We start from the raw sequence: 18,240 nt of genomic DNA, 5'->3' as shown, positions 1-18,240 counted from the left end.
CATCATCCGGCATTCAGCAGGAACAGCAGTCCCGCGGCGAGGGAGAGGCCGGCCGAAGCCGCCACCATGGTCTTCTGGCTGCTGCGCCAGCCGAGGAATTCCAGCGCCAGCACGCGCAACCCGCCTGCGAGATGCGCGGCGAGCAGCACGACGAGGCCGGTCTCGGCCGCCTTCAGCAGGGCGTTGTCCGTCCAGCGCAGGAAGCCCTCCAGCGCGGCCTCGCCGGTGATGGCCTGGCCGAGCGCCCAGAAATGCAGCGGCAGGAACAGCGCGAGCAACAGGCCCGAGACGCGGTGCACGAGGAAGGCGATGTAGGCGGGGTGGGAGCGCCCTCGGGGATCGAACCTCATGCGCTGTAAAGCCCATAGGCCGCGCGGATGCCGAACAGCGCGGTCAGCAGGCCGACAGCCATCCACGCCAGGTCGAAGCGCTGGCCGCGCCAGCCCAGCCACTCGGCCGCGATGGCGCGCAGCCCGATCGCGCCATGCAGCCCGGCGGCCAGCGCGAAGACCACGTAGAAGGCGAGCCAGGCCTCATTGCCGCGCGTGCGGGCCAGGATCTCCGCCGCACTCAGCCCGCCGCGCACCGCGACCATGATGGTCACCAGATGCACCACCACGCCGAGCGCCAGCAGCATCGCGCTGCCCCGCTGGAGCATCCAGAGTTGCGGCCCGCTCATCGCCCCAAGGCACCCCAGAACAGGCTGCGCTTCAGCCCGGCGATGGCGCCGGAGGGGTCGATCTGCTTCGGGCAGCGCTCGGTGCAGGATTGCGTCGAGTGGCAGGCATGGCAGCCCGCATCCCCCGCCACGGCGGCGAGGCGCGCCTTGTTGGCGCCGTCGCGCACGTCATTGGCCAGCGTCCAGGCGCGGTTCAGCGCGGCGGGGCCGAGATAGTCGGGGTTCCAGGCGACGATGTCGCAACTGGCGTAGCACACGCCACAGCCGATGCACTCGATACCCGCATCCGCCGCCTGGCGCTTTGGCGAGCTCGGCGGCACCACCGCGAATTCCTGCGGCACCTCGCCGCTCGGGGAATCCTTCGGCTGGAAGCTGCCCTTGGCGCGCGCCCATTTGTCGAAGAAGGGCGCCATGTCGGTCGCGAGGTCGCGGATCACCGGCAGATTCGCCAGCGGCCGCAACTCCAGCACGCCATCGCCCGCAACGCGGGAGACGTGGGTGCGGCAGGTCCAGCGCGCGCGGCCATTCACTTCCATCGCGCAGCTTCCGCACATGCCGACCCGGCAGGCGAAGCGGTAGGCGAGGTCGGGTTCGATCTCGCGCTGGATATGCGTCACCACGTCCAGCACGGTCTGGTTGGCGCGCGCCGGCACCGCATAGCGCGCGAAGGCGCCGCCCGCGGCGTCGCCGCGCCAGACCGAGACCTGCAGCGTCTTTTCGCTCAACCGACCCTCCCGCGCTGCGGCCGACGCTGGCATGGTCGCAAGGGACGGACAAGACAGCGGGAAGACACGACATGGCCAGCACCACCCCGAGCACTACACGCGGCGCAGATCTTCTGGTGCGGGGCCTGCAGGCGGCGGGGGTCAGCCGCATCTTCACCCTCTCCGGCAACCACATCATGGAGGTCTTCGACGCGCTGCTCGGCAGCGGGATCGAGCTGGTGCACACCCGCCAGGAAGCGGCCTGCGTGCACATGGCCGATGCCTATGCGCGGCTGACGGGGAAGATCGGCATCGCGCTCGTCACCGGCGGGCAGGGGCATGCGAACGCGACCGCCGCGCTGTGCTCGGCGCTGGCGGGGGAATCGCCGGTGGTGCTGCTCTCGGGCCATGCGCCGACCAGCCAGCTCGGCGACGGCGCCTTCCAGGAATTGCCGCAGGCGGCGATGGCGGCGCCCGTCACCAAGCTCAGCCTGACCTCCGCGCGGGCGGAGGACCTCGCCGCCGATCTCGCGCGCTGCATCCGCGTCGCCCTGTCGGGCCGGCCGGGGCCCACGCATCTGTCGCTGCCGACCGACCTGCTGGAGGCCGAGATCGGCGCCATCGCCCCGCCCCCGGCGAGCGCCTTTGCCCGCGTCGCCATGCCGCTCGGCGCGGCAAGTGCGGCGCTGGTGGCCGAGGCCATCGCCCAGGCCAAGCGGCCGCTGCTGCTCGGCGCGCCGGCGCTGTGCTCGCCCATGGGCGCCGCGGCGATGGCGGCGGTGGAACTGGCCTCGGGCCTGCCCGTGGTGCCGATGAACTCGCCGCGCGGACTGAACGACCCCTCGCTGGGCGCCTTCCGGGAGCCGCTGGCGGCGGCCGACCTGATCGTGCTGTTGGGCAAGCCGCTCGATTTCACGCTCGGCTTCGGCCGCACGCCGCCCACCGCGCCGGACAGCCGGATCCTGCTGCTCGAGCCCGATTCGGCCGTGATCGCCCGGGCGCAGCGGATCCTGGGGGCACGGCTGCTCGGCGCCTTCCCCTGCGACCCGGCCGAGGCGCTGGCGGCGCTGGCCACCGCGCTGCGCCGCAACCCGGCCCAGGCGGGCTGGGCGGAGAGCGTGCGCGAGGCCGTCGCCTGGCGCCCCGCCGCCTGGGAGGCCTTCCGCGGCACCCCCGCCGGGCCGATCCACCCGGCCACGCTCTGCCACGCCATCACCGACGCCCTGGCCAGCCAGCCGGGCGCGACCTTCGTCTGCGACGGCGGGGAGATGGGGCAATGGGGGCAAAGCATGGTCCGCGCGGCCGCGCGCGTCACCAACGGCGTGGCGGGGGCGATCGGCGTGGGCATCCCCTTCGGCATCGGGGCAAGGGCCGCGACCGGCGGGCCGGTGATCGCGCTGATGGGCGATGGCAGCTTCGGCTTCCACATGGCCGAACTCGACACCGCCGCCCGGCACGGCCTGCCGGTGGTTACCGTGGTCGGCAATGACAGTTGCTGGAACGCCGAGAACCAGATCCAGATCCGCGACTATGGCGCCAATCGCGCGCATGGCTGCGACCTTGCCCCCGGCACGCGCTATGACCTCGTGGCAACGGCCATGGGCGGGCATGGCGAATGGGTGCGCGAGGCCGCCGACCTCGCCCCGGCGCTGGCCCGCGCCCTGGCCTCGGGCAAGCCGGCCTGCGTGAATGTCGAGATCGCGGGCCAGCCCGCCCCCAACCTCAAGCGATGAGCCTGAAGCGATGAGCGCCGACCCGCATGCCGTGACCAGCCTCGCCGCACTTGAGGCGCTCTACGGGCCGGCGAATCCGAACTCCCTGGCCAAGGTCCGCCACGACATCGACGAGCCCAGCCGGCGCTTCATCGGCCTCAGCCCCTTCTGCGTGCTGACCACGCGCGGCGCGGATGGCCGCCCGCATGGCACGCCGCGCGGCGACGGGCCGGGCTTCTGCGCCGTGCTCTCGTCCAGCGAGCTCGCCTTGCCGGACCGGCGCGGCAACAACCGGCTGGATGCGCTGCGCGACATCCTGGGCGACCCGCGCGTGGCGCTGCTCTTCCTGATCCCCGGCGTGGGGGAGACGCTGCGGGTCGGCGGGCGCGCCACCATCACCACCGACCCCGCTTTGCGCGCAGCCCTGGCCGAGCAGGGCAAGGAGCCCGCCACCGTGCTGCGCATCGCGGTGGAGGAGGTGTTCTTCCAGTGCGCCCGCGCGCTGATGCGCTCGCGCCTCTGGGGGGACCTGCAGCGTCCGGCGGCGGTGCCGACGGCGGGGCAGTTCATGCAATCGGCCACCGCCGGGCGACTCGACCCGGTGAGCTACGACCGGGAGGCCCCGGCGCGGCTCGCGCAGCTTTACTGAGTCAGGAGTCGCTTCGCCATGTAGACGCGGTCGAAGCCCTTCTCCTGCCGCCGCGCCGTCTCGACGAAGCCGAGCCGGGCATAGAGCGCGATGTTCGTGGCCATCAGGGCGTGGGTGTAGAGCGTCAGGCCGGATTTGCCGCGGCGTCGGGCCTCGGCTTCCGCGAAAGCCATCATCTGGCGGCCGAGTCCCTGGCCCTGCGCCGCCGGGGCGACCGCCACATGATCCACCAGCAGGGCGTCGCCGGCCTCTTCCAGCACCAGCAGGGCGCGGGGCGGGGCCGCGCCGATCACCCAGGCCTGGCCGGCGGCGATGCGCGCGGCGTAGTCATCCCCCATCGGCCCCGGCGCGCGGCCGATCACGCTCACCCAGGGCGCATAGGCGGCGGCAACCAGGGCGGCCAGGGCGGCGGCTTCCGGGGGGCGGGCGAGGCGGGGCGCATCCATCCTGCGACCGTAGCTTCAGGCATAGGCGCGTTCCACCAGCGGGCCAGGCGGTGGGGCGGCGGCGATCTCGCGGATGATCTTGCGCTTCACCGCCGTCTCGAAGGAGTCGAAGCCCTCCGCCACCATCAGGAAGGCGCCGGGGCCGCCGATGACTTCCTCGCGGAAGTAATCGTCCAGCGGCGGCAGCCCCGCGGCCCAGGGCTGGGGCGTGCGATCCAGCACGGCCAGGCCGTTCAGCACGATGCCCTTGGCCAGCGCATCGGCCCGCGCCTCGGCCACCGGGCGGCCGGAATTGTTCACCCCGTCGCCGGAGATATCCACCACCTTGCGCGTGCCCTCATAGCCCTGGCCGAAGAGGCGGGCAGCATAATCCATGGCGCCGGAGATCGAGGTGTAGAGCCAGGTGCGCTGCGGCGCGGCGTCGACGGCGGCGGCGAAGGCCTCGGCGCTGCGCGGGCCGTCGATCCGCATCCAGGGGATCAGCAGCTCCTGGATGTGCCAGTCGGACCAGGTGAAGAGCGTGACCGCGATCTGCCCGATCGGCCCGCCGGCGATGCCCTCGATCAGCTTTTGGTCGCGGAAGGCATTGGCATAGCCGCGGAACTGCAGCGCCTGTTCCTGCTCATCCACCGAGCGGGAGACATCGACGGCGAGCACGAGCTCCACATCCACCGGTTCCATGGCGCGCGCGCCGCGCGGGATGGCGAGGAAGGGCGTGGCGAGACCCGCGCCGAGGAGAGAACGTCGAGAGAAGGACCCATGCCGCATGGTGCTGCCCCTTTCCGGCCGTCATGGCCAAACCGGCGCTACCTCCCTCAGGGTTACCTTAGGGTGAACGCCAAGGGGTTTGCGGAAAAAATCGCCCAAAAAAGAAGCGCCCAGACCGAGGCAGCAAGGTCTGGGCGCATGAGTCAATCATTCTGCCCAAAACATGGGCTGGGGTGAGAGGGGTGGCGCTCAGCCCGTCCAGCGGGTGGAGCCGATGGCCGGCAGGGCGTTGGCCCGGTCCCGCAGCGCGGCGAGTCGGGCGAAGCGGCCGCGCACGAGGTCGGGCATCACGATGTCGGCGAAGTCGAGCGCCACGGTCGCCGTGACATCGGCCTGGGTGAGGCGATCGCCGCACAGCCAGCCCTCGCCGGCCAGGGCATCAAGGGCGGCGAAGCCCGCCGCGCTCTGGCCAGAGAGCCGCTCCACCGCCTCGGGCCAGACAAGGTCCTTGGGCCGGCGGTCGCGCTCGTAATAGGCGGCGACGAGCTTCTCCATCGCCCCCTGGCCGAGGGCGACGGCGCGCAGCACGGCGCGGCGCGGCGCGCCGGCAGGCGGCACCAGGGCGCGCTCGGGGCCCGCGATCTCATCCAGCGCGTCGAGGATGGCGGCCGAATCGACCAGCACCTCGCCATCATCCAGTTCGAGCGCCGGCACGCGTCGCAGTGGGTTGTAGCCGCTGATCAGCTCGCCCTGGTCGGCGGTGCTGAGCGGCTTCTGCGTGAAGGGCAGGCCGAGCAGGTTCAGGCTGGCCGCGGTGCGGCGCACGAAGGGGGAGAGGTAGCGACCGATCAGGATCATGGTGGGGCTCGGGGCGTTGGGGGCAGACAAAAGAAAAGGGGCGCCTTGCGGCGCCCCTTCCCAGCTTGGTGCGAGAGAGGGTCCCGCGCGATCAGCGCAGGACGATCTCGACGCGGCGGTTCTGCGGCTCGCGGACGTTCGCGGCCGTGGGGACCAGCAGGCGGGTGAAGCCGAAGCCCTGCAGCACCATCGCGCTGCGCGGCACGCCACGACGCTCGAGTTCCGCGGCCACCGCGGCGGCGCGACGCTCGGACAGCGCCTGGTTGTAGCGGGCCGAGCCGACCGTGTCGGTGTGGCCGCTGACTTCGATGCGGGTCACGCCACCGCGCTGCGCGTTGGTCGCCGCTTCGCCGATGATCTGGCGGGCGCGGTCGGTCAGGTCGGCGCGGGCGAAGTCGAAGAACACCAGGAAGGTGCGGGCCGGGGCCGGGGCGGCCGCGGGCGCAACCGGGGCCGGCGGCGGCGGCGTCACGCCGAAGGCGTAGCGCAGGCCGATGAGCAGGCTCTGGTTCATGTTGTCGACTTCGATCGAGCCGCGCGTCTGGGCCGCACCGCGCGCGCCCTGGAAGCGGGCGTCCACGTCGTCGGACAGCGACATCATGAAGCGGTACTCGGCGGTCACGGCCAGGCCGGGCACCGAGGCGATCGGGAAGGCAGCGCCGACGATGGCCTGGCCGGCGAAGTTGCCGTTGTCGCCATCAACCGTCACGTTGCGGCCGGTCGCCGTGGTGGCAACCCGCACGCTATCCCAGTTCTGCACGATGTAGCCGGCGCCGAGGCCGACATACGGGGTCATGAAAGCGCCCGGGCCGAGGTCGAAGTCATACAGGACGTTCGCCATCACGCCGTAGCTCGCCACGTCGCCGGACTGCGTGCGGGGCGCGGCCATGCCGGCGAAGCCGGAGATGCCGTCGATGCTGTTCTGGCGGTAGCTGCCCTCGATCTCGGCGCGCACGCCGTTGCCGAAGCCGTAGCCGACGCTGAGCACGCCGATATAGCCGTAGTCGAAGCTGGCCGTGCCCGTCGTGCCGATGCCGGCGCCGCGCAGGGCGGTGGTCAGGCCGGCCTGGCTGGTCAGGTCGCTGTCCATCAGCATGTTCGCACCGGCGCCGGCGCCGATGTAGAAGCCGCTCACGGGCTGGGCGTTGGCGGCGAGCGGCAGGGCCATCATCGAGGCTGCCAGCAGGACCTTCTTCAGGCTCATCACTTTTCTCCTAGGGACCGTTTGCACTGCCGCTTCATGTGCGCTGGGCCGGTCGCCCGGTTCAGGCCCTTGGAAGCAATGCGTAAGACGCTGTCTAACACCGTCATCCGCGCCGCAACAGCATGGATGGCACACAAAGCGCACGGTGTGGCGATTTAGACACAGCGGCGCGATGCAAAAGGGTCACAGAGGCGCCAGGGACCCCGGCTCCACCCCCGAAGCGAGGCTTCCTGGCGGCAAGAGGCGCGTGGCATGGCCGAGCTTGCGGCCCGGCTTCGCCCCTTCGCTGCCGCGCACCTTCCCATAGAGGTGAAGTGCGACGCCCGATTCGGCGGCGAGGCGCGGCCAGGCTGCATAGGAGTCGGGGCCCACGAGGTTGCGCATCACCGCATCATGTTCGCGCCCGGGTTGGGGCAGCGGCAGGCCGACCACGGCGCGCACATGCATCTCGAACTGGCTGACGCGGCAGGCATCCATGGTCCAGTGGCCGGAATTATGCGGCCGCGGCGCCATCTCATTGGCCAGCAGGCGGCCATCGGGCAGCAGGAACATCTCGAGCGCCAGCACGCCGACGAGGTCGAGGGCCGCGGCCAGCGCGGCCACCTGCGCGCGCGCCTGCGCCGCCACCGCCGGGGGCACCTGCGCCGGGGCGATGGAGAGGTCGAGGATATGGTGCGCGTGGCGGTTCTCGACCGCGTCGTAGGTCACCACCGCGCCATCCGCCCCGCGCGCGGCGATGGCCGAGATCTCCTTCGCGAAGGGCACGAAGGCTTCCAGGATCAGCGGATGCGGGCCGAGCCGCGCGAAGGCGGCCTCGGCCTCCTCGGCCCGGCGCAGCACGGCCTGGCCGCGCCCGTCATAGCCGAGCCGCGTGGTCTTGAGCACGGCGGGCAGGCCGAGTTCGGCGATGGCCGAGTCGAGGTCGGCGCGGCTGTGGATCGCCCGCCACGGGCCGACCGGGATGCCCATGGAGTCGAGAAAGCCCTTCTCCGCCAGCCGGTCCTGGCCGATTCGCAGCGCGGCCACGCCCGGCCGGCAGGGCACCAGCGGCGCCAGCGCGTCCAGCGTCGCGGCGGGGACGTTCTCGAACTCGAAGGTCACGACATCGACGGCGGCGGCGAAGCGGGCGAGGGCGGCGGCATCCTCATAGGGGGCGATGGTGTGCGCCGAGGTCACCTGCATCCCGGGGCTGTTGGGCTCGGGTGCGTAGACATGGCAGCGATAGCCCAGCCGGGCCGCCGCCAGCGCCGACATCCGCCCGAGCTGCCCGCCGCCGAGGATGCCGATGGTGCTGCCGGGGGGGAGAGGGGCGCTCACGCCGGCAGATCCGGCACGGCGGCCGTCTGCGCCGCACGCCAGGCGGCGAGCCGTTCGGCCAGCGCCGGGTCCTGCAGGGCGAGGATCGCGGCGGCGAGCAGCGCCGCGTTCACTGCCCCCGCCCGGCCGATGGCCAGCGTGCCGACCGGGATGCCGGCGGGCATCTGGACGATGGAGAGCAGGCTGTCCTGCCCGCGCAGCGCATGGCTTTCCACCGGCACGCCCAGCACCGGCAAAGCGGTGAGGGAGGCCGCCATGCCCGGCAGATGCGCCGCCCCGCCCGCGCCGGCGATGATGACCTTCAGGCCCCGCGGGGCCGCGGATTTCGCGTAGTCGAACAGCCGCTCGGGCGTGCGATGGGCGGAGACCACGCGCGATTCATGCGGGATGGCGAGTTTCTGCAGGGTCTCGGCCGCATGGCGCATCGTCTCCCAGTCGGAGGTGCTGCCCATGATCAGGCCGACCAGCGGCGCCGGCGCGTCGTTCACGCGCGGTTGTCCCACGCGCCGTTCACGCGCGATTGTCCCACGCGCCGTTCACGCGATGATGTCCGGCACGAGCCGGCCTTCCAGCCAGCTGATCTCGTCCTTCAGCTTCAGCTTGCGCTTCTTGAGGCGCTGCAACTGCAGCGGATCCGCCCCGCCCTCATCCAGGCGGGCGATCACGGTGTCGAGGTCGCGGTGTTCGCTGCGCAATTCGTGCAGGCGGCGGAGGAGGGAATCGCGATCTGCGAGCATGCGCCTCGGCTTCGGTTCGGGCCCGCGCATCGGGCTGCGGGCCGCGCCTTCCTAGCATGGCCCGGCGCGGGGCTAAAGGCTCGGCCCTGGCGCTTGGGCTTGTTCCGGCCCGCGCGCGCCCCTACAGCACGGGCGCGTCGAGGAGCCTGGGGCATGACTGACACGAGCGTTGCGATCGGCAAGGTGACCTTCGGCAACCGCCTGCCGATCGCCCTCATCGCCGGCCCCTGCCAGATGGAGAGCCGGGCGCATGCGCTGGAAATGGCCAGCGCGCTCAAGGAAATCGCGGCGCGGCGCGGCATCGGGCTGATCTACAAGACCAGCTACGACAAGGCGAACCGCACCTCCGCCACCGCCGCGCGCGGGGTGGGCATGGCGGCCGCACTGGAGGTCTTCGCCGAGATCCGCGAGCGCCTGGGCCTGCCGGTGCTGACCGATGTGCATGACGCCGCGCAATGCGCCCCGGTGGCCGAGGCGGTGGATGTGCTGCAGATCCCGGCCTTTCTTTGCCGCCAGACCGACCTGCTGCTGGCCGCCGCCGCCACGGGCCGCGCGGTGAACATCAAGAAGGGCCAGTTCCTCGCCCCCTGGGACATGAAGCACGCCGCCGCCAAGGTGACCGGGGCGGGCAATCCGCGCGTGCTGCTGACCGAGCGGGGCGCGAGCTTTGGCTACAACACGCTGGTCAGCGACATGCGCGCCCTGCCGATCATGGCGCGCGACACCGGCCTGCCGGTGATCTTCGACGCCACCCACTCGGTCCAGCAGCCCGGTGGGCAGGGCGCGAGTTCGGGGGGGCAGCGTGAATTCGTCGAGACCCTGGCGCGGGCCGCCTGCGCCGTGGGTGTCGCGGGCCTGTTCATCGAGACGCACCAGGACCCCGACCGCGCGCCTTCGGATGGCCCCAACATGGTGCCGCTGAACGCCTTCGAGGCGCTGATCGAGCGCCTGCAAGCCATTGATTCGCTGACCAAGAGCTTCCCCCAATGAATCCGATTGTCCTCATCCCGGCCCGCATGTCGGCCACCCGCCTGCCGGGCAAGCCGCTGGCCGATATCGGCGGCGAGCCGATGATCGTGCATGTCTGGCGCCGGGCGATGGAGGCCGCCATCGGCGCCGTCGTCGTCGCCACCGACAGCCCCGAAGTGGCGGAAGCCGTGAGCCGCGCCGGCGGGCGGGTGCAGATGACGCGCGGCGACCACCCCTCGGGCTCGGACCGCATCCATGAGGCGGTCTCGGTGCTCGACCCCACGGGGATGCATGACGCGGTGGTGAATGTGCAGGGCGACCTGCCCACCATCGCGCCGGCCACCATCCGCGCGGCCCTGGTGCCGCTGATGGACCCGCAGGTCGATATCGCGACGCTGGTGGCCGAGATCCACCGGCCCGAGGAACGCACCGCGCCGTCCGTGGTGAAGATGGTGGGCAGCGAGCACGCGCCGGGGCGCTTCCGCTGCCTCTATTTCACCCGCGCCACCGCGCCCTCGGGCGAGGGCAAGCTGTGGCACCATATCGGCCTCTATGCCTGGCGCCGCGCGGCGCTGGCGCGCTTCGTCGCGCTGCCGCCCTCGGGGCTCGAAATGCGGGAGAAGCTGGAGCAGCTCCGCGCGCTGGAGGCCGGCATGCGCATCGACGCCATCGCGGTGGATGACGTGCCGCTCGGCGTCGATACCCCCGAAGATTTGGCGCGGGCGCGGGAGATGTTGGCGTGAGCCAATCCGAACGCCGCGCCACCGCGCTGCGCACCGTGGCGCTGGAGGCCGCGGGGCTCAACGCGCTGCACGCCGCCCTCGAAGGCGCGCTGGGCGATACGTTGCTGGAAGCCGTGGCCCTGCTGCTGGAACCGGGCGGGCGGCTGGTGGTCACCGGCATGGGCAAGTCCGGCCATGTCGGGCGCAAGATCGCGGCCACGCTCGCCTCCACCGGCACGCCCGCGCTCTTCGTGCATCCGGCCGAGGCCAGCCATGGCGACCTCGGCATGATCGCGCGCGAGGACAGCGTGCTCGCCCTCTCCTGGTCCGGCGAGGCGCCGGAACTGGCCGACATCATCGCCTATACCCGCCGCTTCGACGTGAAGCTGATCGCCATCACCTCGCGGCCCGAGAGCGCGCTGGGCAGTGCGGCCGACATCTGCCTCACCCTGCCGCGCATGGCCGAGGCCTGCCCGAACGGCCTGGCGCCGACCACCAGCACCACCATGCAACTCGCCCTGGGGGATGCGCTGGCCATGTGCCTGCTGGAGGCGCGCGGCTTCTCGCCGGCGGATTTCCGGGACTTCCACCCGGGCGGCAAGCTCGGCGCGCGGCTCAAGCGCGCGCGCGACCTCATGCACGGGCCGGCCGAATTGCCGCTGGTGCCGCTCGACGCCACGCTGGCCCAGGCGGTGGTGGAGATGACTTCCCGCCGCTTCGGCGTGACCGGGGTGGTGGAGCCGGGCGGGGCGCTCGCCGGCGTGCTGACCGATGGCGATCTGCGGCGCGCGCTGCAGAAGGGCGTGGCGATGGATCAGCCGGTGGCCGAGGCCATGACCCGCGGCCCGCGCACCGCCGCGCCGGAATCGCTGGCCGCCGACCTGCTCGGCATCATGAACGAGAAGCGGATCACGAGCCTTTTCGTGGTGGCGGAGGGCCGGCCGGTGGGCATCCTGCACCTGCACGACCTGCTCAGGGCGGGGCTGGTTTAAGACAGAACCCCTCACGCACCCGGCAAAAATTTCCTGCTGAATCCGCTGTCACAGGAGCGTAGCATCGGAGTGCGGGCGCTCACCGGAAAGGGGGCGCCCCGGTCGAGGCCGGGTGCGTCCCGCGAGCTGAGCGCCTGCATCACCGCAAGGGAATGCCCGCTGATGGCTCAGACCGCTCGCCTCCGCTCCCTCGAGGAACGGCACGCCCATCTGGAAACCCGGATCGCCGAGGAGGATGGACGCCCCCGCCCGGACACGGCCGCGCTGGCGAAGCTCAAGCTGCAGAAACTGCGCCTGAAGGAAGAAATGGAGCGCATCCGCCCCCAAACCCACTGAAGCCCAGACCCACTGAAGATCGGGAACCCTCTCCCCACGCGCGGGGAGAGGGCCTTTCCCGTTGATCAGGCCGCGTCTTCGTTCGCGGCCAGCGGCGGCGGGATGGGTCCGCCGCCATGTTTCTCCATGGCGATCGCCACGGCTTCGTTCAGCGCGGTCTGGGTGCACAGGCCCAGCGTCACCGGATCACGCGGCTTGATCGTGGCCGTGTTCGGGTGGGTCTTGTCGCGCACCTTGGCGATGGTCTCCTTGGTGGTCGCGAGCAGCTTCACGATCTGCGGGTCGCTGAGCTGCGGATAGTTGCGCAGCAGCCAGGCGATGGCGTCCGGCCGCTCGATCCGCTTCGCCACGGGGATGTAGCGGGCCCCCTTGCCGCGCTGCTTGCCGGCGGGCATGGCGCGCTCGGTCAGGCGCAGGCGGGCCGAGGGGTCGGCCTCGCAGCGCGCGATCTCCTCGCGCGTCAGCTGGTCATTGGCGATCGGATCGTAGCCGACGATGCCCTGCGCGACCTCGCCATCGGCAATGGCCTGGATCTCCAGCGGATGCATGTGCACGAAGTCGGCGACCTGCTCGAAGGACAGGGACGTCTTCTCGATCAGCCACACGGCGGTGGCCTTGGGCATCAGCGGGGTCTTCATGGTGGTCCCTTCGGTCGGGTGGGCGGCCGCCGCCGGCGCGTCGTCGCCAGCCTGGGGGCAAGCATACTCCTCCGCCGGGGCGCCCGCGCCTCGTCAGGATCGGATATAGAGACGGCAGGGGCCATGGTCAAAGCCCCAAGTCAAACCCCTGCATGTCCAGGAGGGATTCATGAGCCGCGAAACCGATGACGAACTGCCCCGCCCGCCCCGCCATTTCGTGCCCCCCGTGCTGGACCGCTGGGATGTGGGGGAGCTGCGCGCCTATATCGCGACGCTGCAGGCCGAGATCGCCCGCGCCGAGGCCGCCATCGGCAAGCTCGACGCGCATCGCGCCGCCGCGGACGCCTTCTTCCGCAAGCCATGATTCGGGCTCACCGCTCCGCGAAGGCCTGGTCCAGCGCGTTGCGCACCGGCTTGGCCAGCCAGGACAGCAGTGAGACCTCCCCGGTCGCGATCTCCACCGCCACCGTCATCCCCGGCGAGACCCGCAGCCCGAGTCGGGGGTCGCCGACATGCTCGGCCGCCAGCGCCACCTGCACGCGGAAATAGGCCGAGCCATCCTGCCGCCGGAAGGAGGCCGCCGAGACCTGCTCCACCCGCCCGGCGATGCTGCCGAAGCGCGCCGGGTCATAGGTCAGCACCTTCACCCGCGCCGGCTGGCCGGGATGCACGCCCCCGACCTGGTCCGCCGGCAATTCGAGCGCGACCTGGATGCCGGCATCCTGGGGCACGATCTCCGCCACCAGCCCGCCCGACTCCACCACCGCACCGGTGCCGCGCGGCGCGACCTCCTTCACCAGCCCGGCCACGGGGGCGAGCAGTGTCAGCCGCGCAAGGCGCCCTTCCGCCCGCGCCCGCGCCTGCCGCGCCTCGGCAAGGTCGGCCTCCACCCGCACCAGCTCTGCCAGCGCCTCGCTGCGCGCCCGGGCGGCAAGCTCGTCCCGCCGGGCGCGGGTCTCGGCCACGGCGAGCCGCGCGGCGGAGAGATCCGCCAGCCCGCGCTCCACCTCGCCCTCGCTGCGCAGATGCGCCTGGCGCAGCGAGAACACCTCCGAGCGCCGTGCCAGGCCGCGTTCGAGCATCGTCGCCATCACCGAGACCTCGGCGCGGGCGAGGTTGCGCGCCTCGGTCGTCGGGATCAGCAGCCCGGCGAGGTTGTGCACCGCCGCCTCGCGGGAGGCGATCTCGGCGTCCAGCACGGCGAGTTGCGTCTCGCGCAGCCGCGCGCCGGCCTCGGCCATCGCCGCCTGGCTGTCATGGATGGCGGCCATCGCGCCCGGCGGGGTGGGGCCGAGCGCGGCCAGCCGCCCCTCCGCCGCCGCCGCCAGCCGCGTGGCGGCGAGGCTGAGCGCGGCCTCCCGCGCCCGCGCCGCCTCGGCCTCGGCGGTGACGAGGGTGGCATCGAGGCGCAGCAGCGCCTGGCCCTCGGCCACGGCGTCGCCGGGCCGGACCAGCAATTCGGCCACCTTGCCGCCATCGGGGTGCTGCACCGGCTGGACGAAGCCCTGGGGCAGCACCTCGCCCGAGCCCATGGCGCGCTGCGTCACCGGGAAATGCATGGCCCAGGCGAGGAAGCCCAGGACCATCGCCGCGCCCAGCAGCACCGCGGCGCGGGCCGAGCGCGGCGGCGGGCAATCCTCCAGCTCCTGTACGCTCAGCACATGGCGCGCGGTGGTGCGACGCAGCAGCAGCGGCGCGGGCGGCAGGGGCAGGGGCTCCGGCGCCACCTGGGTGCGGTCGAGGCTGCGGGGCATGGGCGGGGCTCAGCTCCGGTCTGGCAGGCGGCGGGCGGCGCCGCCCTGGGCACCTATCTCTGGCGCCAGGGGCTGCAGGCGGCCCTGGTCGAGCACATAGGCGTGGTCGGCGGCGCGGATCACCTCGGCGCGATGCGTCACCACCAGCACGCTCACCTGCCCGCGCAGGCGGCCGAGCAGGGCGGCCAGCTTCGCCTCCCGCGCCCGGTCCAGGGCGCGGGTCGGGTCATCCAGCAGCAGGATGTCGGGCCGGCGCAGCAGCGCCTGGGCCAGCGCGATGCCCTGGCGCAGGCTCTGCGGCAGGCGTTCCTTCCCCAGATCGTTCAGCCGCGTGTCCAGCCCCTGCGGCAGGGCGCGCAGATCCGCGAGGATGCCGATCTCCTCGCAGATCGCGGCGAGGTCGGAATCGCTGGCCAGGGGCGCGGCCAGGCGCAGGTTCTGCGCCACCGTGCCGTAGATCAGGGCCGGGCGCTGCGGCAGGTAGCCGATGCGCGCGCGCAGCCCCAGCGGGTCGAGCTGGGCGATGTTGATGCCACCCAGGGTCACCGCGCCCGCCTGCGGCGCGAGAATGCCGAGCGCGAGCCGCAGCAGGGAGGACTTCCCCGCCCCCGATGGCCCGGTGAGGGCCACGAGCGCGCCGGGGGGCACCAGCAGCGAGACGCCGGCCAGCACCGGCGCGCCCCCGCCGCTGCCGCGCAGCACCACCTGTTCGAAGCGCAGCGCCGTGCCGCGCAGCCCGGGGCTGGGCGCATCCAGCGCCGGGCGCGGTTCCTCCCGCAGCGCCTGCAGCCGGTGCAGCCTTCCCACGCTCTCCGCCACCTGCCTCGCCCGGCTCGCCGCCAGCAGGAAGGATTGCAGCGGCACCAGCAGCCGCCAGGAGAGCATGATGGCGGCGACCAGCGCGCCGGCGCTGATCTGCTGCTGGATCACCAGCGCCGCGCCGAGCGTGGCGATCCCGGCGGCGGCCACCGGCAGGCCGAGCTGGGCGAGGGTCTCCACCGCATGGCTCGCCCGCGCCGCGCGGGCATGGGCGGCGGCGGCGGCGGCCGAGATCTCGCGGAACCGCGCCAGCCAGGCGGCCTCGGCGCCCAGGGCGCGGATCGTGCCGGCATGGGAGAGGGTCTCGAGCATCAGGCGGCGCTTCTCCTGGCCGAGCGCCGCCGCCGCCGCCTCCCGGGTCCGGGCGCGGGGCACCAGGATCAGCGCGCCGAGCATCTGGATCGGCAGCAGCGCCAGCGGCACCGCCACCACGGGCCCGGCGATGGCCCAGATCGCCAGCAGGAACAGCACCGCGAGCGGCAATTGCAGCAGCAGGTGCGGCAGCGGGCCGGTGAAGACCTCGCGCGCCGATTCCACCTCGCGCATGCGCAGCACCTGCGCCGCCGGGTCCTGCGCCGCCACGTTCTGCCAGGGCAGGCGGAGCACCTTCTCGAACACCGCCGTCAGCACCAGCCGTTCCGCCCGCTCGCCCAGCCGGCCGATGCCGCGCGCCATCAGCACGCGCGCGGCGACATCGGCACCCAGCGCCAGCAGGAAGCCCAGGCCAAGCGCGACCAGCGCCGCCGCCTGCCCGCCGGGGATCACCATGTCGAAGGCGATCATCACCACGAGGCCCAGCCCGATCGAGGCGATGGAGGAAAGCGTGGCCAGCGCCAGCAGCCCGGCGATCGGCAGCGCGTTCTCGCCGATCAGGCGGCGGAGCAGCTTCTGCTCCTGGCCGGCCTCCGCCGGTCCGGCGAAGACATAGAAGCGGCCCGGCACCGCCACGGCGTGCAGCCGCTCGGGCGGGGCGCCGGGCGCGCTTTCCACCAGCAGGTAGCGCGCGCTGCGCTCGACGATCAGCGCCAGCCTGCCATCCGGGCCCACCCAGAGCGCCGGCAGCAGGCTCGCCGGCAGGTGTTCGGAGCGCCGGCGCCAGGGGCGGGGGTTGAGGCCGAGCCGCCCCGCCGTGCCCAGCACCGCTGCCGCCGCATCATGCGCCACCGCATGGGGCAGGGCCTCCAGCATCCGCCGATGCGCGATCTCGCGCCCCAGCAGCCGGGCGAGGCGCGGCAGCACCCAGGGCAGGCCGGCTTCGGACTCCGCCGCCGCCGCCGCCGAGAGCCCGGCCTGGCCTGCCGGCAGCAGGAGGGTGAGGGCGGGGGCGTTCACGCCGGCAGCGTCGGTTGCGTCGGCTGCGCCGACTGGGCCTCCAGCCTGCCCCCGGCCAGGCGCAGGCGCCGATCCGCCAGCGCCAGCCAGTCGGGCCGCTCGGTCACCAGCAGGATCGCGGCCTCGGGCTTCAGCCGCGCGATCAGCCGCCGCATCCGTCGGTCCCCGTCGCGATCCTGGGAGGCATTGGCGTCATCGAAGAGGATCACGCGCGGCCCGCCGACCAGGGCGCGCACCGCCGCCACGCGCTCGGCCACGGAAGGCGGCAGATCCTGCCCCTCGCCGCGGCCGATGGCGGTGGCGTAGCCCTGCGGCAGGCGGTGGAAATAGCCATCGAGACCCAGCTCGGCGGCCAGGAGCAGGGCTTCCTCCACCAGCGCCGGATCGAAGCGCGAAAGGTTGTCGATGACCCGGCCCGGGATCAGTACCGGGCGCTGCGGCAGCAGCGCGATGTGGCGGCGCAGCGACGCCTCGGCCAGCATCTCCCGCGGGGCGCCATCGATGCGGATGCGCCCCCGATCCGCCGGGATCAGCCCGGCGATGGCCAGCAGCAGCCGGGTCTTGCCCGACCCACCCGGGCCCTGCAGCGCCAGGCACTCCCCGCGCCGCAGGGTGAGGTCGATGTCGCGCAGCAGCAGGCCGCGATGCGGATGGGCCAGGGCCACGCGATGCAGGGAGATCTCGCGGATTTCGGCCACCGCCGCGCCGCCCTGGCGTTCCTGCGGCGTGGCCAGCAGCCGCCCCACCCGCGCGCGCGCCGCCTGGCTGCGCGCCAGGGCCGGCGTGCCGGCGGCAAGGCGGGCCAGCGGCTCCATGCCGCGCCCGGCCAGCAGGATGGCGGCGGCCAGCGCGCCGCCGGTCAACTGGTCCTGCATCACCAGCCAGGCGCCGACCAGCGCGACGCCCGCGACCACGCTCTGGCTGCCGGCCATGGCCAGGGCCTGGCACATCTGCACGGCGAAGGCGGTGCGCCGCCCGGCCGCGGCCGAGGCGGCGACCAGGCGTTCATGCCGGCGCAGCATCGGCGCCTCGGCCCCCATGGCCTTGAGCGGCTCGATCGCCACGATGGCCTCATGCGTCAGGCCATGGCGCTGCGTCTCCGCCGCCGTGCGCTCGGCGATGGCGCGCGACGCGGCGGGGCCGAAGGCGGCCGCGGCCAGCATGCCCGGCAGGCCGGCGAGCACCGCCGTCGCGGCCAGCAGCGGCGAGAGCCAGGCGAGGAAGCCCAGATACACCAGGCCGAAAGGCAGGTCGGCCAGGGTGAAGGCCATCTGCCCGCTACGATGCGCGCGCCACTCCGCGATCGCGCCCAGCGCATCGGCGCGCTCACCGGGCGGGGTGGGGTCGCGCGCATCGGCGCCGAGCAGGCGCGCCATGGCGGCGCGGGAGAGCGCGTGTTCCTCCTGCGCCGCGACCCAGGCGGTGATGCAGGCCCGCGCATGGCGCAGCGCGGCCTCCAGCGCCACGGCCACGGCCACGCCCAGCAGCAGCGCCGCCAGCGTGCCATAGGCGGCGTTGGGGATGATGCGGTCATAGAGCTGCAGCAGCAGCACCGGCACGGCGAGCGCCGCGAGGTTGAGCAGCGCCGAGGCCAGCAGGGTATCGCCCCGCGTGCTGAGCAGGCCGGTCAATCGGGGGGTCTCGGCGCTGGCCGTCATGCGCAT

At 73.0% G+C, this 18,240-nt stretch carries 21 protein-coding genes; 7 read left to right on the top strand and 14 right to left on the bottom strand.

The genetic code is table 11. The annotated features are described in order from the left end of the window. Positions 1-2: 2 nt before the first annotated feature. The 3 genes from AC2D9U_RS05650 to AC2D9U_RS05640 are packed head-to-tail and all read right to left on the bottom strand — an operon-like array spanning position 3 to position 1,404. Positions 3-350 (bottom strand): succinate dehydrogenase/fumarate reductase transmembrane subunit, encoded by a 348-nt coding sequence (locus tag AC2D9U_RS05650; RefSeq protein ID WP_484747181.1) that lies wholly within the window; start codon positions 348-350, stop codon positions 3-5. Further along, positions 347-679, bottom strand: a complete 333-nt coding sequence (locus tag AC2D9U_RS05645; RefSeq protein ID WP_484747179.1) for a succinate dehydrogenase/fumarate reductase transmembrane subunit — start codon at positions 677-679, stop codon at positions 347-349. The genes AC2D9U_RS05650 and AC2D9U_RS05645 overlap by 4 nt, the downstream gene beginning before the upstream one ends. Continuing rightward, positions 676-1,404, bottom strand: a complete 729-nt coding sequence (locus tag AC2D9U_RS05640; protein WP_484747178.1) for a succinate dehydrogenase/fumarate reductase iron-sulfur subunit — start codon at positions 1,402-1,404, stop codon at positions 676-678. Before AC2D9U_RS05640 ends, AC2D9U_RS05645 begins: the two co-directional genes overlap by 4 nt. Positions 1,405-1,475: 71 nt before the next feature. On the opposite strand from AC2D9U_RS05640, the gene AC2D9U_RS05635 reads away from it, so the two are divergent. Further along, positions 1,476-3,116 (top strand): thiamine pyrophosphate-binding protein, encoded by a 1,641-nt coding sequence (locus AC2D9U_RS05635; protein ID WP_484747177.1) that lies wholly within the window; start codon positions 1,476-1,478, stop codon positions 3,114-3,116. Between the two features lie 10 nt (positions 3,117-3,126). Beyond that, positions 3,127-3,744 carry an MSMEG_1061 family FMN-dependent PPOX-type flavoprotein gene (locus tag AC2D9U_RS05630; protein WP_484747175.1) on the top strand — a complete coding sequence of 206 codons (618 nt, stop codon included), beginning with the start codon at positions 3,127-3,129 and terminating at the stop codon, positions 3,742-3,744. Here AC2D9U_RS05630 and AC2D9U_RS05625 read toward each other — a convergent pair. The 7 genes from AC2D9U_RS05625 to AC2D9U_RS05595 all read right to left on the bottom strand — a co-directional run bounded on the left by AC2D9U_RS05625 (position 3,738) and on the right by AC2D9U_RS05595 (position 9,014). Continuing rightward, on the bottom strand, positions 3,738-4,190 hold the full coding sequence (locus tag AC2D9U_RS05625) for a GNAT family N-acetyltransferase (protein ID WP_484747173.1): 453 nt from the start codon (positions 4,188-4,190) through the stop codon (positions 3,738-3,740). The two genes, AC2D9U_RS05630 and AC2D9U_RS05625, sit on opposite strands and share 7 nt — an antisense overlap. 15 nt (positions 4,191-4,205) lie before the next feature. After that, positions 4,206-4,958, bottom strand: a complete 753-nt coding sequence (locus AC2D9U_RS05620; protein ID WP_484747172.1) for a DUF1194 domain-containing protein — start codon at positions 4,956-4,958, stop codon at positions 4,206-4,208. A gap of 189 nt (positions 4,959-5,147) precedes the next feature. Continuing rightward, complete coding sequence (locus tag AC2D9U_RS05615) at positions 5,148-5,756, bottom strand: glutathione S-transferase family protein (protein WP_484747170.1); 609 nt, start codon at positions 5,754-5,756, stop codon at positions 5,148-5,150. Positions 5,757-5,847: 91 nt separating this feature from the next. Further along, entirely contained in the window at positions 5,848-6,960 is a 1,113-nt protein-coding gene (locus AC2D9U_RS05610; RefSeq protein ID WP_484747169.1) for an OmpA family protein, read from the bottom strand. A 183-nt stretch (positions 6,961-7,143) separates the two neighbouring features. Continuing rightward, the gene (locus tag AC2D9U_RS05605) at positions 7,144-8,277 is read right to left on the bottom strand and encodes a 5-(carboxyamino)imidazole ribonucleotide synthase (protein ID WP_484747167.1); all 1,134 of its coding nucleotides are present in this window, start codon (positions 8,275-8,277) and stop codon (positions 7,144-7,146) included. Continuing rightward, the gene (gene purE / locus AC2D9U_RS05600) at positions 8,274-8,729 is read right to left on the bottom strand and encodes a 5-(carboxyamino)imidazole ribonucleotide mutase (RefSeq protein ID WP_484747338.1); all 456 of its coding nucleotides are present in this window, start codon (positions 8,727-8,729) and stop codon (positions 8,274-8,276) included. Before purE ends, AC2D9U_RS05605 begins: the two co-directional genes overlap by 4 nt. An 84-nt stretch (positions 8,730-8,813) precedes the next feature. Further along, positions 8,814-9,014, bottom strand: a complete 201-nt coding sequence (locus AC2D9U_RS05595) for a YdcH family protein (protein ID WP_482001077.1) — start codon at positions 9,012-9,014, stop codon at positions 8,814-8,816. A gap of 153 nt (positions 9,015-9,167) precedes the next feature. On the opposite strand from AC2D9U_RS05595, the gene kdsA reads away from it, so the two are divergent. The 4 genes from kdsA (at position 9,168) to AC2D9U_RS05575 (ending at position 12,033) form a co-directional block, all read left to right on the top strand. After that, positions 9,168-10,004, top strand: coding sequence for a 3-deoxy-8-phosphooctulonate synthase (gene kdsA / locus AC2D9U_RS05590; RefSeq protein ID WP_484747166.1), 837 nt, complete (start codon positions 9,168-9,170; stop codon positions 10,002-10,004). Next, complete coding sequence (locus AC2D9U_RS05585) at positions 10,001-10,726, top strand: 3-deoxy-manno-octulosonate cytidylyltransferase (RefSeq protein ID WP_484747165.1); 726 nt, start codon at positions 10,001-10,003, stop codon at positions 10,724-10,726. Before kdsA ends, AC2D9U_RS05585 begins: the two co-directional genes overlap by 4 nt. Beyond that, complete coding sequence (locus AC2D9U_RS05580; protein ID WP_484747163.1) at positions 10,723-11,697, top strand: KpsF/GutQ family sugar-phosphate isomerase; 975 nt, start codon at positions 10,723-10,725, stop codon at positions 11,695-11,697. The genes AC2D9U_RS05585 and AC2D9U_RS05580 overlap by 4 nt, the downstream gene beginning before the upstream one ends. 162 nt (positions 11,698-11,859) lie before the next feature. After that, positions 11,860-12,033, top strand: a complete 174-nt coding sequence (locus AC2D9U_RS05575; RefSeq protein ID WP_484747162.1) for a DUF465 domain-containing protein — start codon at positions 11,860-11,862, stop codon at positions 12,031-12,033. A 65-nt stretch (positions 12,034-12,098) separates the two neighbouring features. Here AC2D9U_RS05575 and AC2D9U_RS05570 read toward each other — a convergent pair whose 3' ends face one another. Further along, on the bottom strand, positions 12,099-12,671 hold the full coding sequence (locus AC2D9U_RS05570; protein WP_484747160.1) for a cell cycle transcriptional regulator TrcR: 573 nt from the start codon (positions 12,669-12,671) through the stop codon (positions 12,099-12,101). A gap of 169 nt (positions 12,672-12,840) precedes the next feature. On the opposite strand from AC2D9U_RS05570, the gene AC2D9U_RS05565 reads away from it, so the two are divergent. Further along, complete coding sequence (locus AC2D9U_RS05565) at positions 12,841-13,035, top strand: DUF1192 domain-containing protein (RefSeq protein WP_484747159.1); 195 nt, start codon at positions 12,841-12,843, stop codon at positions 13,033-13,035. Positions 13,036-13,042: 7 nt separating this feature from the next. Here AC2D9U_RS05565 and AC2D9U_RS05560 read toward each other — a convergent pair whose 3' ends face one another. From AC2D9U_RS05560 to AC2D9U_RS05550, 3 genes are read right to left on the bottom strand one after another with little or no spacing between them, the layout of a single operon-like run. Further along, a complete protein-coding gene (locus tag AC2D9U_RS05560; RefSeq protein ID WP_484747158.1) occupies positions 13,043-14,425 on the bottom strand; it encodes an HlyD family type I secretion periplasmic adaptor subunit in 1,383 nt (460 codons plus the stop codon). Between the two features lie 9 nt (positions 14,426-14,434). After that, on the bottom strand, positions 14,435-16,576 hold the full coding sequence (locus AC2D9U_RS05555; RefSeq protein WP_484747157.1) for a peptidase domain-containing ABC transporter: 2,142 nt from the start codon (positions 16,574-16,576) through the stop codon (positions 14,435-14,437). After that, positions 16,573-18,234, bottom strand: coding sequence for an ATP-binding cassette domain-containing protein (locus AC2D9U_RS05550; protein ID WP_484747156.1), 1,662 nt, complete (start codon positions 18,232-18,234; stop codon positions 16,573-16,575). Before AC2D9U_RS05550 ends, AC2D9U_RS05555 begins: the two co-directional genes overlap by 4 nt. Between the last annotated feature and the right edge of the window lie 6 nt (positions 18,235-18,240).

It is taken from the genome of Roseomonas sp. TF40, assembly GCF_057219975.1.
This window is presented reverse-complemented; position numbering and strand designations above follow the sequence as displayed.

Bases quoted from the DNA above. Each gene is read 5' to 3' on its own strand.
- AC2D9U_RS05650 (WP_484747181.1), bottom strand. From the start codon at position 350: ATGAGGTTCGATCCCCGAGGGCGCTCCCACCCCGCCTACATCGCCTTC.
- AC2D9U_RS05645 (WP_484747179.1), bottom strand. From the start codon at position 679: ATGAGCGGGCCGCAACTCTGGATGCTCCAGCGGGGCAGCGCGATGCTG.
- AC2D9U_RS05635 (WP_484747177.1), top strand. From the start codon at position 1,476: ATGGCCAGCACCACCCCGAGCACTACACGCGGCGCAGATCTTCTGGTG.
- AC2D9U_RS05630 (WP_484747175.1), top strand. From the start codon at position 3,127: ATGAGCGCCGACCCGCATGCCGTGACCAGCCTCGCCGCACTTGAGGCG.
- AC2D9U_RS05625 (WP_484747173.1), bottom strand. From the start codon at position 4,190: ATGGATGCGCCCCGCCTCGCCCGCCCCCCGGAAGCCGCCGCCCTGGCC.
- AC2D9U_RS05620 (WP_484747172.1), bottom strand. From the start codon at position 4,958: ATGCGGCATGGGTCCTTCTCTCGACGTTCTCTCCTCGGCGCGGGTCTC.
- AC2D9U_RS05615 (WP_484747170.1), bottom strand. From the start codon at position 5,756: ATGATCCTGATCGGTCGCTACCTCTCCCCCTTCGTGCGCCGCACCGCG.
- AC2D9U_RS05610 (WP_484747169.1), bottom strand. From the start codon at position 6,960: ATGAGCCTGAAGAAGGTCCTGCTGGCAGCCTCGATGATGGCCCTGCCG.
- purE (WP_484747338.1), bottom strand. From the start codon at position 8,729: ATGGGCAGCACCTCCGACTGGGAGACGATGCGCCATGCGGCCGAGACC.
- AC2D9U_RS05595 (WP_482001077.1), bottom strand. From the start codon at position 9,014: ATGCTCGCAGATCGCGATTCCCTCCTCCGCCGCCTGCACGAATTGCGC.
- kdsA (WP_484747166.1), top strand. From the start codon at position 9,168: ATGACTGACACGAGCGTTGCGATCGGCAAGGTGACCTTCGGCAACCGC.
- AC2D9U_RS05585 (WP_484747165.1), top strand. From the start codon at position 10,001: ATGAATCCGATTGTCCTCATCCCGGCCCGCATGTCGGCCACCCGCCTG.
- AC2D9U_RS05575 (WP_484747162.1), top strand. From the start codon at position 11,860: ATGGCTCAGACCGCTCGCCTCCGCTCCCTCGAGGAACGGCACGCCCAT.
- AC2D9U_RS05570 (WP_484747160.1), bottom strand. From the start codon at position 12,671: ATGAAGACCCCGCTGATGCCCAAGGCCACCGCCGTGTGGCTGATCGAG.
- AC2D9U_RS05565 (WP_484747159.1), top strand. From the start codon at position 12,841: ATGAGCCGCGAAACCGATGACGAACTGCCCCGCCCGCCCCGCCATTTC.
- AC2D9U_RS05560 (WP_484747158.1), bottom strand. From the start codon at position 14,425: ATGCCCCGCAGCCTCGACCGCACCCAGGTGGCGCCGGAGCCCCTGCCC.
- AC2D9U_RS05550 (WP_484747156.1), bottom strand. From the start codon at position 18,234: ATGACGGCCAGCGCCGAGACCCCCCGATTGACCGGCCTGCTCAGCACG.